The 13621-nt window shown below is 66.7% G+C and carries 13 protein-coding genes; 3 read left to right on the forward strand and 10 right to left on the reverse strand.

The annotated features are described in order from the left end of the window. Nucleotides 1-37 precede the first annotated feature (37 nt). On the reverse strand, nucleotides 38-1741 hold the full coding sequence (locus tag ACWPW1_RS01935; RefSeq protein WP_434775541.1) for a penicillin-binding transpeptidase domain-containing protein: 1704 nt from the start codon (nucleotides 1739-1741) through the stop codon (nucleotides 38-40). A 129-nt stretch (nucleotides 1742-1870) separates the two neighbouring features. Here ACWPW1_RS01935 and ACWPW1_RS01940 point away from each other — a divergent pair, with 129 nt between their 5' ends. Further along, the gene (locus ACWPW1_RS01940; protein ID WP_434775542.1) at nucleotides 1871-2185 is read left to right on the forward strand and encodes a YkgJ family cysteine cluster protein; all 315 of its coding nucleotides are present in this window, start codon (nucleotides 1871-1873) and stop codon (nucleotides 2183-2185) included. 338 nt (nucleotides 2186-2523) lie between these two features. On the opposite strand, the gene ACWPW1_RS01945 is transcribed toward ACWPW1_RS01940, so the two are convergent. Both ACWPW1_RS01945 and ACWPW1_RS01950 read right to left on the reverse strand, forming a co-directional pair. Continuing rightward, on the reverse strand, nucleotides 2524-2928 hold the full coding sequence (locus ACWPW1_RS01945) for a YkgJ family cysteine cluster protein (protein ID WP_059313197.1): 405 nt from the start codon (nucleotides 2926-2928) through the stop codon (nucleotides 2524-2526). A gap of 3 nt (nucleotides 2929-2931) precedes the next feature. Further along, complete coding sequence (locus ACWPW1_RS01950; protein ID WP_017642829.1) at nucleotides 2932-3504, reverse strand: xanthine phosphoribosyltransferase; 573 nt, start codon at nucleotides 3502-3504, stop codon at nucleotides 2932-2934. A 180-nt stretch (nucleotides 3505-3684) separates the two neighbouring features. On the opposite strand from ACWPW1_RS01950, the gene ACWPW1_RS01955 reads away from it, so the two are divergent. Continuing rightward, entirely contained in the window at nucleotides 3685-5742 is a 2058-nt protein-coding gene (locus ACWPW1_RS01955) for a methyl-accepting chemotaxis protein (RefSeq protein WP_434775543.1), read from the forward strand. A 52-nt stretch (nucleotides 5743-5794) separates the two neighbouring features. Here ACWPW1_RS01955 and ACWPW1_RS01960 read toward each other — a convergent pair whose 3' ends face one another. From ACWPW1_RS01960 to bioB, 7 genes are all read right to left on the reverse strand, one after another. Next, a complete protein-coding gene (locus tag ACWPW1_RS01960; RefSeq protein ID WP_271653633.1) occupies nucleotides 5795-6061 on the reverse strand; it encodes a hypothetical protein in 267 nt (88 codons plus the stop codon). 89 nt (nucleotides 6062-6150) lie between these two features. Continuing rightward, complete coding sequence (locus ACWPW1_RS01965; RefSeq protein WP_434775544.1) at nucleotides 6151-7263, reverse strand: hypothetical protein; 1113 nt, start codon at nucleotides 7261-7263, stop codon at nucleotides 6151-6153. A gap of 76 nt (nucleotides 7264-7339) precedes the next feature. Further along, nucleotides 7340-8011, reverse strand: a complete 672-nt coding sequence (bioD, locus tag ACWPW1_RS01970; protein WP_271653635.1) for a dethiobiotin synthase — start codon at nucleotides 8009-8011, stop codon at nucleotides 7340-7342. 5 nt (nucleotides 8012-8016) lie between these two features. After that, complete coding sequence (bioC, locus tag ACWPW1_RS01975) at nucleotides 8017-8814, reverse strand: malonyl-ACP O-methyltransferase BioC (RefSeq protein ID WP_059313203.1); 798 nt, start codon at nucleotides 8812-8814, stop codon at nucleotides 8017-8019. Further along, the gene (locus tag ACWPW1_RS01980) at nucleotides 8795-9520 is read right to left on the reverse strand and encodes an alpha/beta fold hydrolase (protein ID WP_434775545.1); all 726 of its coding nucleotides are present in this window, start codon (nucleotides 9518-9520) and stop codon (nucleotides 8795-8797) included. The genes bioC and ACWPW1_RS01980 overlap by 20 nt, the downstream gene beginning before the upstream one ends. A 7-nt stretch (nucleotides 9521-9527) precedes the next feature. Beyond that, nucleotides 9528-10703, reverse strand: coding sequence for an 8-amino-7-oxononanoate synthase (gene bioF, locus ACWPW1_RS01985; protein WP_434775546.1), 1176 nt, complete (start codon nucleotides 10701-10703; stop codon nucleotides 9528-9530). A 74-nt stretch (nucleotides 10704-10777) separates the two neighbouring features. After that, nucleotides 10778-11827, reverse strand: a complete 1050-nt coding sequence (bioB, locus tag ACWPW1_RS01990; protein ID WP_007159868.1) for a biotin synthase BioB — start codon at nucleotides 11825-11827, stop codon at nucleotides 10778-10780. Between the two features lie 750 nt (nucleotides 11828-12577). Here bioB and ACWPW1_RS01995 point away from each other — a divergent pair. Then, nucleotides 12578-13558, forward strand: a complete 981-nt coding sequence (locus ACWPW1_RS01995) for an IS110 family transposase (protein ID WP_454252304.1) — start codon at nucleotides 12578-12580, stop codon at nucleotides 13556-13558. Nucleotides 13559-13621 lie beyond the last annotated feature (63 nt).

Here is a 13621-nt window from a genome sequence, read left to right on the forward strand (position 1 = left end):
GGGCGACTCCAGGGTCGCCCTTTTTATTGCCGCCTGACTAGCCGTGAGAGCGGGATTCGGTCTTGGTCTGCTGGGCGGTATCGGTCTGGGGCAGGTTATCCGGCGGCACGGCCAGGGCGCGCAGCGCGCCGGACATGATCTCGCTAAAAGTCGGTGCCGAGACCAGGCCGCCGAAGTAGCCTTCCTTGGTCGGACTGTCGAGCATGACCGCCAGCACCAGCTTGGGATCCGCCGCCGGCGCCATGCCGACGAACAGCGAGCGATAGGCGTGCTCGGTGTAGCTGCCGGAACCGGCCTTGCGCGCGGTACCCGACTTGCCGGCCACGTGATAACCGGGCACCCGGGCGCGATACACGCCGCCCTCGTCTTCCACCACGTGGTTGAGCATGCCGCGGATGCGCCGGGCGATGTTCGGGTCCATGGCCTGGATGCTCTGCTGCTTCTGGTCCTTGAGCAGGGTCAGGGGCGTGAGCTTGCCATCGTTGGCGATCACCGAGTAGGCCTGGGCCAGCTCAGCGACGTTCACCGCCAGACTGTAACCAAAGGACATACTGGCCGTGGCGATCTGCGACCACTTGGTATGCCCGGGCAGGTAACCCGCGTTCTCGCCAGGAAAGCCCAGCGACATGGGGTTGCCGAAGCCGACCCGACTGAGTTGCTCGTAGATGGGTAGCGGGCCGATCTGCAAGGCCACCTTGCTCATGCCGATGTTGGAGGAGTTGAGCAGCACACCGGTCATGGTCAGGACGCCGCGCCGTGCCACGTCGTGGATGGTGTGGCCGTCGATGGTCATCCAGCCCGGCGCCACGTCCACGGTACTGTTCTCGTTGAATTTGCCTGAGGCCAGCGCCGCCGACATGCTGAACGGCTTGATCACCGAACCGGGCTCGAAGGCGTCGGTCAGGGTGCGGTTGCGCATGTTGGGGATCTGCAGGGTGGCGCGGTTGTTGGGGTTGTAGGAGGGGAAGTTGGTCATCGCCAGGATCTGTCCGGTCTTGGGGTCGACCAGCACCGCGGATCCGGACTGGGCGCCGAACTTCTCCACGGCCGTCTGCAGCGCGCGGTAGGCGATGAACTGCAGTCGCAGGTCGATGGACAGGGCCACCTCCCGACTCGGCTGCGGCTGGCGCACCACGCGGATGTTCTTGACCACCGAGCCGCGCGGATTGATCAGCACCTCGCGTACGCCGCTCCGGCCCGCCAGCCAGTCCTCGAAGCCCAGTTCCAGGCCTTCCTGGCCGTGGCCGTCAATGTTGACCATGCCGATCACCTGGGCCACCAGGTCGGAGCTCGGGTAGTAGCGCTTGTATTCCTTGATCTGGCGGACACCTGGCACGCCGAGGGCCATGATGTTCTCGCCATCGATGGGCGACAGGGCGCGAGCCAGATAGAGGAAGTGCTTTTCCGGATGCCCGAGGATCAGGTTGCGCAGCTCGGCCTCCGGCTTGTGGATGGCCTGGGCCAGGCGCCCCAGCTGGTCGGCGCTGTCCTGCATTTCCGCCGGATTGCACCAGATGGTCACCACCTCGGTGGAAACCGCCAGGGGCGCACCGTTGCGATCGGTGATCATGCCGCGGGTGACCGGGATGGGAATGTGGCGCACCGAGCGACGGTCGCCCTGATCGCCGAGGAATTCGGCGTCGAACAGCTTGAGGTAGGTGATGCGTCCGGCGACCACGCAGGTCAACAGGACCAGCACGGCGACCACGACATAGAAGCGATAGCGGGGTGCGGCCGTCATGGCGGCTCCTGCGCGAGAAGAGGGCTTGGGCATGGTCACAACTGGTTACAACCATCGGGGACGCGCATGGTAACTGCTCCAGCCATCGGCCGGAAACCGCTGAGCGGTCGAGGGCGGTACACTGCACACATGAGCGACATCCCCCTGTACGATCTTTCTACCCCTGCCGTGACCTGCGAGAGCTGTCAGGCCTGGTGCTGCCGCCAGGAAGTCCTGCTGTTCGACGATGCCGGCGTGCCCGCGCGCTTCATCGAGGAAGACTGGACCGGTACCCGCATGAGGCGTCTCGACGACGGCTGGTGCGCCGCCCTGGATCGCGAGCAGATGAACTGCAGCATCTATGAGGTAAGGCCCTGGGTCTGCCGGATCTTCGACATGGCCGGTCCCGAATGCCTGGAAGAACGCGCGGACATGAAGCGGGCGATGGAAAGCGGCGAGTTCTGAGGCATTCGCCTGAAAGGTGCACCGTCCGGGTGGTCCCATCGCGGCCATGGGCCGCTCCTACGGAGCCATCCGACCGCTGTAGGAGCGGCCCATGGCCGCGAACAGCTACGTAGGGTGGCTAACGGCGCCAGCCTTGTCCACCTTGCAATGGCGCGGCCCTGTGGAAAACGCTGCGCGGTTTTCCAGGCTACAGGGGCGCTAGCGTCCTGTCGCGGCCTGGAACGCGACAGACCGTAGGTTGGGTTAAGACGGCTCTCTCGTCGAAGCCCAACGCGCGGAACCGAGCCCGCCCCGTTGGGCTTCGCTGGCGCTCAACCCAACCTACGCCGGCCCTTTGTCTAACGCAGCTTCTGCGGCTTGTAGGCGCAATAGCCGGGTCGTGGGCCGACGCGCGGGTGGTTACGGCAGGTGTCCGGGCGCTGGTCGTAGATGGTGCACAACCGCGTCTTGGGATGCAGGTAGAGGCAGTCGTTGTTGGACAGCCGCACCAGGGTGAACAGCCCGGTCTTGGCGTTGAGGCGTTCGACGACGCCGTCCTTCTTGAGCCGCTTGGCGATGTCCTTGAGCGGCTCGCCCTTCTCGAACTCGTCCACTACGCCCATGCGGATCAGATCGGACAGGCGGGCTTCCACCGGCAGGGTGCAGCAACTGGACGCGCAGTCCAGGCACATGGCCTTGTCGTAGCGGATCCAGGTTTCGGTGCGATCGAGATCGGCACCGAGAATGCGCAGTATCTGAGCCATGGCTTACTCGGCGAAGGTGACCTGACCGTCGGCCAGGGAGGCGACGCGGGCCAGGGATTCGACGCGATAGCCCTGGGCGTCGAGTTCGGCGCGACCGACCTGGAAGGACTTCTCGATGACGATGCCGAGACCCATGACCTGGGCACCGGCCTGACCGATGATGGAGATCAGCGCCTTGGCCGCCTTACCGTTGGCGAGGAAGTCGTCAATGATAAGCACCCGGTCGTCGGACGCCAGATGCATGGTCGAGACGGCTATGGTGCTCTCGGTCTGCTTGGTAAAGGAATAGACACTCGCGACCAGTAGATTGTCAGTAAGCGTCAGTGACTGATGCTTGCGCGCGAAGATCACCGGTACGCCCAGCTCCAGACCGGTCATCACCGCCGGGGCGATGCCCGAGGCTTCGATGGTCACGATCTTGGTGATGCCGGCATCGGCGAAGCGGCGGGCGAACTCCTGACCGATGTCCCGCATCAGCGCCGGGTCGATCTGGTGGTTGAGGAAGGCATCGACCTTGAGCACCTGCTCGGAGAGTACTTGGCCTTCGGTGCGAATCTTGGCTTTGAGGCGTTCCACGCGGACGATCCTTTAACGGCAACGCCCGGGCCTGAGTGCAGGACCGGGTCTGGGAATACGGGAGGGCGGCGATTGTGCCCTATCTTTCAAGAAAGTCGTTAGTTTGCCGACAAATCGCCTTATAGATACCCGCAACGGGTAGCGGCGTTTGCCAGCGGAAGGGCAGAGGAGCGGTCATCGATGGACGTTTTGTTGTCACCAGGGATTCGTGTGCTGAGCCGCTTCGGCTTCGCGCGCAAGTTTGCACTGCTCCTCGTGCTGTTCATTCTGCCACTCACGGTCAGCCTCTGGCTGCTCGGTGCGGATTTCCAGGCCAAGCTGGCGACGGTCAGCGGCGAACGCAGTGGCGTCCGGCTCTTGCAACGCCTGGATGTGCTGGAGGCCGAACTCAACGCCCAGCGCAACCTCACCGCGCGCTGGAAGGCGATCGACACCGCTCGGCAACCGACCCCGGCGGTGCAGGCCGCCATCGCCGCCTTGGAGGGCCGCAGTGACAGCGGTCGCGCGAGCCTCGCCGCGCTACAGCAGCAACTGGCGGCCGAGGCCCTGGGCAGTGGCGTGCAGCAACGCTTCCAGGAGCTCCAGCAGGCCTTAACCGGCCTCGACGTCAAGGATCTGCGCAATCTGGGCTGGTGGCCGGACGGCTACGACAGATTCACCGCGGCCCTGGGGGCCGTCCAGGCGTTGCGTGAGGAGATCGCCCTCGACAGCGGCCTGATCCTCGATCCCTGGCTGGAAACCTATCTGCTGATGCAGATCAGCACCACCCAGTCGGTCGAGCTGTACGAGCGACTAGGACGCCTGGCCAGTGTCGGTCAGGCCAGCGTGGTGTCCGGTCAGTTCAGCCTGCAGAGCCGACTGCAGTTGCGCGACCTGCGCGCGCGCGTTGGCGACTCCCACGAGAGCCTGACCAAGGTCGGCGCCCTGCTCAGCAGCAAGCTACCCGCCGACCTGGCCGGCTGGAAGAACGACTACCAAAAGGTCAACAGCCAGCTGGAGGCCAGCCTCAAGACCCTCGATCAGGGCATCTTCAGTGGCGAGATCACCCTCAAGCCGGAGCAGTTCGAAGCCACCCTGGACGGCGTCCTGCAAGGGCTGCAGGCCTTCCGCCAGCAGACCCTCGAAAGCCTGGATCAGCGGCTGCAGTTCTATCGCGCCGATGCCGTCCACCGTTTCGGCTTCATCGTCGCCGGCTTCGGGCTGCTGCTGGTGGTGACCTGTTATCTGCTGCTGTGCATGCAGGCGGCCATCCGCGGCAGCGCGCGGGGCATCACTACCCTGGCCGAAGGCTTGCGTGACGGCGATCTGACCCGCACGGCCCAGGTGAACGGACGCGACGAGCTGGCGGAAATCGGGCGGGCACTGGACCTGGCCGTGGTGCAGCTGCGGGCCAGCCTGCAGACGGTCGATCGGGAGAGTCGCCAGGTAGGTACGGCGTCGGGTGAACTGGGACAGCAGGCCGAGGCGGCGTTGGGCGCGGTGGAAGCCCAGCGCCAGCAGATCACCCAGATCGCCACTGCGGCGACCGAGCTGGCGGCCACTGCCCAGGGCGTGGCCCGGAGTTGCGAAGAGGCCGCCGGGCGCGCCGAGCAGATGCGCGGCATCGCTCAGGTCAGCCAGCGCGATAGTCGCCAGACCACCGCCAGCATCCAGCGCCTCAATCAGCGGTTGGACGAGACCGCGGCGGCCATGGCCCAGGTCAACACCCAGGCCGGGGAGATCCAGCAGGTGGTGGACGTCATCCGTGGCATCGCCGAGCAGACCAATCTGCTGGCCCTCAACGCTGCCATCGAGGCGGCGCGCGCCGGTGATCAGGGCCGTGGTTTCGCCGTGGTCGCCGACGAGGTACGTTCATTGTCGCAGCGCACCCAGGCCTCCACGGCACAGATCGCCGGCACTGTCGGCAGTCTGAGCAGTACCGTGGCCCAGGCCGTGTCGCTGATGCAGGAGGCCTGTGGTCAGGCGGCCAGCGACGCCCAGTCGGTCACCGGCCTGGGGCAGCGTCTGGAAGAGATCGCCGAATCGGTGCAGGGGGTGTCCGATACCCTGGTGCAGATCGCCACGGCGGCTGAACAGCAGGCGGTCACCGCCGATCAGGTCAGCGGCAATATCCAGCAAATCGATGGCGCCGCTGCCGAGCTGCTCGGCAATGCGCGCACGGTGCAGAGCACGGCGGTCGGCCTGGACGCGGGCAGCCGCACCCTGGCGGCCAACACCACGCGTTTCCGCCTGGGCTAGAACGCAGAAGGGGCGCCTGTCAGGGCGCCCCTCCCACTCAAAGAACCGCTGATCAGGCCCGGGTATCGAGCAGCCGGCCCAGGGTTTCCTGAGAGGCCTGCATGACCTTGGTACCGGCCAGCGCCTGGTACTTGCCGACATCCAGATTGACCAGTTGGCTCGCCATGTCAGCCTGGCTGTTGGTGGTCGCGCCCAGGGCTTGCTGTTCGTTGCGCGCGGTCTGGGAGGCGAGGGCGGCACCGGCCTTTTCGACCGTGCGGCTGCCGTTCTGGTAGGCCTGCACCCCTGCGTAGAGGGTATTGCTTGAAGTCACGTTCATGGACAGCGTCCTCGACGGTGATGTCAAAGGGCTATTGAAGCAGCTTTGACGTCAAAGAACCAGCAGGCCGTGTCACCGCTTGTGTCCCGCTACTGTTGAATCGTCGCCCGGTTGCCCTGACCGCTCTGGCTCAGGTTGACGGCGTTGCCAGCGCTCGCCTGGCTGACGGAGGCATATTGGCTAGCGCCCTGCTGGCTGGCGCTGACCTGGGCGTCGCTGCCCAGGCCTGCATGGAAGGAATGACCATCGCCCAGCTGCTCGATGCCGAGCTCGACGTTGTCGCCGATCCAGATCGCGCTGACTTCGTTGTCGTTGCCCTGGGAGACCAGGGTCAGACGGGAGTCGTCCCCGCCGATCAGGACGCCGGCGCTGTTGCGATTGCCCACTTGTTGCAGATCGAGGTGGTTGCCATCGCCCGTCAGGATCACCTGGGCGGCATTGTCATCGCCAAGCTGGCGCGTGTTGACGGCCTGTGGTCTGTTTTCAAGGCCGTTCTGCTGCACCGCCGCGCTGTTGCGATTGCCGATCTGGATCAGTTGGACATCTTGCTGCCGCGCGCCCTGGCGGGCCCCGGCCTGGTTGTCGTCACCGCGTTGCTCGACCACGGCCCGGTTGGCGCCGCCGCCCTGCAGCAGGTCGACCTCGTTGCGCGCGCCCAGGGTCAGCACATCCTGCACATGATCATCGCCCACCTGCTTGAGTCGCGAGCGGCTACCGCTGTCGCGGCCGTCCTGGAACAGGCTCAATTGATTGCGTGCGCCCTGCTGCTCGATGAGCATCCGCTGGTCGTAGCCACCCTGGCGCACCAGGGCTTCGTTCTGCAGACCGCTTTGCAGGATGTCCACCCCATCGCGCTGGCCGTGGCCCTGGTAGACATAGGCATGGCTCTGGCTGGCCTCGCGCTGGTCGATGACGATCTCGCGCGCGCCGCCGGCGGCCTGGGTGACATTGGTGAAGTTGCCGACACCGCCCTGCTCGACGCGGGTGCGGTCGCCCTGGGAGTCGCGCTGGGTGAGATAGGCCTGGCTGGCGCGACCGGTCTGGACGACTTCCAGGCTGCCCTGGCGGGTATCGGGTTCCTGGGTGAGGAAGGCGCCGAGGCGCTCGCCGCGCTGATCCACGAGGGTCTGGTTGTCCAGCGCCCAGGCGGTGCTGGTCAGGCCAAGCAGGCCCAGGCAGGTCAGGAACGTGGAAGTGGGCACGGGGCGAATCCGGTAGCGGCAGACAGGGCAGTCTGCCGCCGGCCTGGCCCTGCGGCCATCGCCCGAAAGACTGATATCAGCCCGGCAGGCGCAGGTGCGCCGCGACCGCGGCGGGAGTGGCCGCAGCCAGGTGCGGCACCGTGCCCAGGCAGGGCGCTGGCAGGCGCTCGTGCAGGGTGGCGAGGTTGTCGTCCAGGCGCAGGGTGGCCGGGGCCACCAGATTGGCTACCCAGCCGGCCAGCGGCAGGCCGTCGGCGAGGATGGCCTCGGCGCTGAGCAGCGCGTGGTTGATGCAGCCCAGGCGCACCCCGACCACCAGGATCACCGGCAGGCCCAGTTCGCGGGCGAGGTCGGAGAGCGACTCGCGGCCGGCCAGGGGCACGCGCCAGCCACCGGCGCCTTCCACCAGGGTGAAGTCGGCCTGCAGCGCCAGGATCCGGCGCACCGGCGCGGCCAGGGCGGCGACGCTGAGGTCGATACCCGCCTCGCGGGCGGCCAGGTGCGGCGCGATGGCCGGTTCCAGGGCGATGGGATTGATGTCGGCATAGCCGAGCGGCAGCGAGGTCTCACCCAGCAGCGCCAGGGCATCACCGTTGCGCAGGCCGTCGGCGGTGCGTTCGCAACCGGAGGCCACCGGCTTGACCCCGGCGGTGGTGAGGCCCTGCAGGCGCGCCTGGTGCAGCAGGCCGGCGGCGATGGTGGTCTTGCCGATCTCGGTATCGGTGCCGGTGACGAAATAGGCGGGCATGGCGGTCATTCCTTGCGGAGCAGAACGTGGATCACCTGATAGGTGGCCGGCAGGCCGGCGGGCTGGCGCAGGCTTTCATAGGCGCGGGTAAAGGCCGCCAGCCGCTGGCGCCCGGTGAGGCCCTGGGGGCGACCCTGGTTGAGGTTGTGGGCGCCGATGGCCTTGAGGTGCTGGGTCAGGGCGCGCAGGTCAGGGAAGTGCAGGCGCTCGGGCTCGACGTCCAGCCCCAGCACCTGCAGGCCACTGGCTGCGGCGGCGTCGGCATAGGCCGCCTGGCGGCGGAAGCGATTGACGTGCACCTGGTCGTCCACCTGGGCCCAGCTCTGGCGCAATTCGTCGAGGGTGCCCTCGACCAGGCTGCTGAAGGCCAGTACACCGCCTGGCCGCAGGATGCGCCGCGCTTCGGCGAGCACGGCGGGCAGGTCCGGGCACCACTGCAGGGCCAGGCTGGACAGGATGAGGTCGCAGCAGTCCGCGCGCAGCGGCAGGCGCTCGGCGTCGGCGGTCAGGTAGTGGCGGGCGCCGGCACCTTGCTCGCGGGCGTGGCGGAGCATGCCGAGGGCCAGGTCCAGGGCCAGGCCTTCGGCGTGCGGATGGCGCCGGGCCAGGGCCCGGCTGCAATAGCCGGTGCCGCTGCCCAGGTCCAGCCAGCGTTGCGGGGCCTGGAGGGGCAGCCGACTGAGTAGGCGATCGGCGACCCGGCGTTGCAGGAGGGCGGCGCCGTCGTACTGCGCGGCGGCGCGGGAAAAGGACAGCGCCACCTGGCGCTTGTCGGGCAATACGTCAGCCATCTCGTCCTGCATAGATGAATTCACGGATACGGGTGGCCACCTCGTCCGGGCGCTCCAGCGGCAGGCCATGGCTGGCATGTTCCAGCACCTCGACCTGGGCGGTGGGCAGCTCGTCGCTCAAGGCCTGGGCGGCGGTAGCCGGGACCAGGGCGTCATGGGCACCGAACAGGTGCAGCTGGGGACCGCTGAAGGCCTGCAGGGCGGCGCGGGTGTCCAGGCGTGCGAGCAGCTCCAGACCGGCGATGACCGCCTCGGGATCGACCTCGGGCAGGGTTACCTGCAGCTGGCGGGCGAGGGTGCGGCTGTCGCGCGCGCCCTGGGCCACCAGCAGGGTGAAGCGCTTGAGGGTCAGCTCGGCGTCCAGCGAGCAGGCCTCGAAGAAATCGGTGAAGACGCTGCGCGCCATGGCGGTCTGCCAGCCGGCGCGGGCGACGAAGCAGGGATTGCTGGCCAGGGTGATGAGGCCGTGCACGCCCTCGGGGCGGCGCAGGGTGAATTCGCTGGCGAGCATGCCGCCCAGCGACCAGCCACCCAGCCAGACGCCCTCGGCGATGCGGGTTTCCAGGTCGGTGAACCAGTCCTGGGTGTCGGCCAGGGTCGGCAGTGGCTCGATCAGGACATCGAGAAAGGGTTCCTGCTCGACGAGTTCGTCACGCAGGGGCTCCAGCGGAGCGTTGCCCAGGCCCCAGCCGGGCAGCAAGATCAGGGTATCGCGCATTGGTCGGTCACTTATCCGCGTCGGGCGGTAATTCGGCCATGGCCTGGGCCAGAGCGTCGAGCAAGAGGTCCACGTGCGCTTCGCGATGGGCCGCCGTCAGGGTCACCCGCAGGCGGGCACTGCCGGCCGGTACGGTGGGCGGTCGGATGGCGGTGACCAGGATCCCGCGTCGGCGCAGGGCGGCGGAGAGTGCGAGGGCGCGCGCGCTGTCGCCGACCAGGATCGGCTGGATCGGCGTGGCGCTGAGCATAAGGTCCAGGCCGAGGGCCGTCGCGCCCCTGCGGAATCTCTGGATCAAAGTGTGCAGAAGCTCACGGCGCCAGCCCTCTTCGCGGACGAGCTGCAGGGCGGCCAGGGTGGCACAGGCCACCGCCGGCGGCTGGCTGGTGGTGTAGATGTAGGGGCGGGCGAACTGGATCAGCGTCTCGATCAGCTCCTCGCTGCCGGCGACGAAGGCCCCGGCGGTGCCGCAGGCCTTGCCCAGGGTGCCGACCAGCACCGGGACCTGGCTCTGGTCCAGGCCGAAATGCTCGACGATGCCGCCGCCGGTGGCGCCCAGGGTGCCGATGCCATGGGCATCGTCCACCAGGGTCCAGGCGCCGTGGCGCTGGGCGACCTGGCAGAGTTCGGGCAAGGCGGCGAGGTCGCCGTCCATGCTGAAGACGCCGTCGGTGACCACCAGGGTGTCACCCGTGGTCTTGGCCAGCCGCGCGGCCAGGCTGGCGGGATCGTTGTGCAGATAGCGGGCGAAGCGCGCGCCGCTGAGCAGGCCGGCGTCGAGCAGGGAGGCGTGGTTGAGGCGGTCTTCCAGCACGGTGTCGCCGCGCCCGACCAGGGCGGTGACCGCCGCCAGGTTGGCCATGTAGCCGGTGGAGAACAGCAGCGCGCGCGGCCGGCCGGTGAGTTCGGCCAGGGCCTCCTCCACCTGGTGATGAGGACCGCTGTGGCCGATCACCAGGTGCGAGGCGCCACCGCCCACTCCCCAGCGCTCGGCCCCGGCACGCAGGGCGGCGATCACCTGGGGATGGTTGGCCAGGCCCAGGTAGTCGTTGCTGCAGAAGGCCAGTAGGGCTTCGCCATCCACCACCACCTCGGGCCCCTGGGGCGCTTCCAGCAGGGGCCGGCGCCGATAGAGGTGCTCGGCGTGACGCTGGGCCAGGCGGGCGGCGAGGTCGAAGGCCATGGAGGAGTCTCGGTGGTGGTTTCAAAGCGCCCTCTCCCAGTGGGAGAGGGCTAAGAGCGGGGCGGGGCGCGGGATCAGGCGGTGGCGGCGTCGTAGAAGAGCTCGCTGTTGCGCTGCTCCACCAGGGCCTGCTCGATGGCGGCCTGGTGCACCTCGTCGGCATGCTCTTCGCGAGCTTCGGGCTGGATGCCGAGGCGGGCGAACAGCTGCATGTCCTTGTCGGCCTGGGGGTTGCCGGTGGTCAGCAGTTTCTCGCCGTAGAAGATGGAGTTGGCGCCGGCCAGGAAGGCCAGGGACTGCATCTGCTCGTTCATCTGCTCGCGACCCGCGGAGAGGCGCACGTGGGACTTGGGCATGAGGATGCGTGCCACCGCCAGGGTGCGGATGAAGTCGAAGGGATCGACGTCCTTTTCCTCGGCCAGCGGCGTGCCCTGGACCTTGACCAGCATGTTGATCGGCACCGACTCGGGGTGCTCGGGCAGGTTGGCCAACTGGATCAAGAGGCCGGCGCGGTCATCCACCGATTCGCCCATGCCGAGGATACCGCCGGAGCAGATCTTCATCCCGGCTTCGCGGACGTAGGCCAGGGTCTGCAGGCGCTCGCCGTAGGTGCGGGTGGTGATGATGTTGCCGTAGAACTCCGGCGAGGTGTCCAGGTTGTGGTTGTAGTAGTCCAGGCCAGCGTCGGCCAGGGCTCGGGTCTGCTCCTGGTCCAGGCGGCCCAGGGTCATGCAGGTCTCCAGGCCCAGGGCCTTCACGCCCTGCACCATCTGCAGGACATAGGGCATGTCCTTGGCGGAGGGGTGCTTCCAGGCGGCGCCCATGCAGAAGCGCGTCGAGCCGATGGCCTTGGCCTCGGCGGCCGCCTCCAGCACCTTCTGCACTTCCATCAGCTTTTCCTTTTCCAGGCCGGTGTTGTAGTGGCCGGACTGGGGGCAGTATTTGCAGTCTTCCGGGCAGGCGCCGGTCTTGATCGACAGCAGGGTGGAGACCTGCACGCGATTGGGATCGAAGTGCTGGCGATGCACGCCCTGGGCCTGGAACAGCAGGTCGTTGAAGGGCTGCTGGAACAGGGCGCGGACTTCGGCGAGAGTCCAGTCGTGACGCAGGGCGGTAGCGCTCATGGGAGATCCTCGATGCATTGAAACGGCCAGGTGCCGAAGCGGGGCCTTTGAATGCGGTCGACCTTAGCCGAAGTGTAGGTCGACTACTGTTCATAAAACGACCAATTTCCGGATTTTTTGCAGGGAGATTGATGGAGTCGTAGGTTGGGTTGAGCGCTAGTGAAGCCCAACAGGGCTGGCACGGTGCCTGTTGTTGGGCTTCGACGGTGGAGCTGTCTCAGCCCAACCTACGGGCGTCCAGCCGTTGGCTTGCGTAGGTTGGGCTGAGCGGCAGCGAATCCCAACAGGTTCGGCGCGGTGCCTGTTGTTGGGCTTCGACGATGGGGCTGTCTCAGCCCAACCTACGGGCGTCCAGCCGCTGGCTCGCGTAGGTTGGGTTGAGCGTGAGCGAAGCCCAACAGGGTTGGCACGGTGCCTGTTGTTGGGCTTCGACGATGGAGCCGTCTCAGCCCAACCTGCGGGCGTCCAGCCGGTGGCTCGCGTAGGTTGGGTTGAGCGCGAGCGAAGCCCGGTTGGTACGGTGCGGGTTGTTGGGCTTCGACGATGGAGCTGTCTCAGCCCAACCTTGTATCTCTCCTGGGTAATGGGATTAGCTACCTCATTACCCGGAGCCGGTTAAGCACCTGCCCAACCTGAGCACTCGATGCTGTTTCGTAGAGCGTGCCTGCCGGCTCCCTTTCTCCACATCCTGAATGGTATCCAAGCCCCTCCTCGGGAGTGAGGCTGTATGCACAAGGCAAGGAACGAGAAATGGCGATCATCGGTATCGACATCAGCAAGCAGAAATTCGACTGTCTGTGGCTGCGTGACGTCTGCAGCCTGAAAGTGAAAACCAAGGTCCTCGCCAATCGGCCCGCAGGATTCGCCGAACTGATCGACTGGTGTTGCGCCCAGACGGGGGAGACACCGGAGCAGTTGCAGGTCTTTCTCGAGGCCACTGGGGTCTATCACGAGCCGTTGGCGCTCTATCTCCACGATCGTGGCGTCCAGGTCTTCGTCCTCAATCCTGCGCGGGTACGCGAATATGCCCGTAGCCTAGGCGTACAAGGCAAGACCGACAAGCAGGACAGCCTGATCCTGGCGCGCTATGGCGCTACCCAGCCCGTGCGCCCTTGGACGCCAGAGCGCCGCGAAGTCCGCGAACTCAAGGCGTTGATCGCTCGCCATGAAGCGCTGCAAGAGGATCTGCAGCGTGAACTTAACCGTCGCGAAAAGGCCGCGGTCAGTGGCAGCCTGACCGTTCTGGCGTCCATCGACAACCTGGTAAAGGCCCTGCAACAGGAGGCGGCGCGGGTTCGTCAGGACATCGACGACCACATTGATCGGCATGATGATCTCAAGCGTGATCGGGCGTTGCTGCAGAGCATTGGCGGGATCGGCGAGGTGCTGTCGCGCCATCTGTTGGCTCTGCTGCACAGTCGCGACTTCAGCAGCGCACGACAATGCACCGCCTTCGTAGGCCTAGTGCCCCGTCCCTGGCAATCCGGTAAGTCGGTGCAGGGGCGCACGGTGCTGAGCAAGGCCGGCTCGCCCCGTATCAGGGCCAAACTGTACATGGGAGCCATCGTTGCCAAAGGCTCCAACCCTGATGTGAAGGCCCTGTACGACCGCCTGTTGGCCCGCGGTAAACCGCGGATGAGTGCCCTGGGCGCGGCCATGCGTAAACTGCTGCAGATCGCCTATGGCGTGCTCAAGACACAACAACCTTATCAGCCACGACAGGCCCTTTAGCGGACCTGTTGTGATTGGTAGGAGAGATGGTATCTACGATCCAACCCCCTCTCCCTCTGGGAG

It is taken from the genome of Pseudomonas sp. Marseille-Q7302 (genome assembly GCF_965111925.1).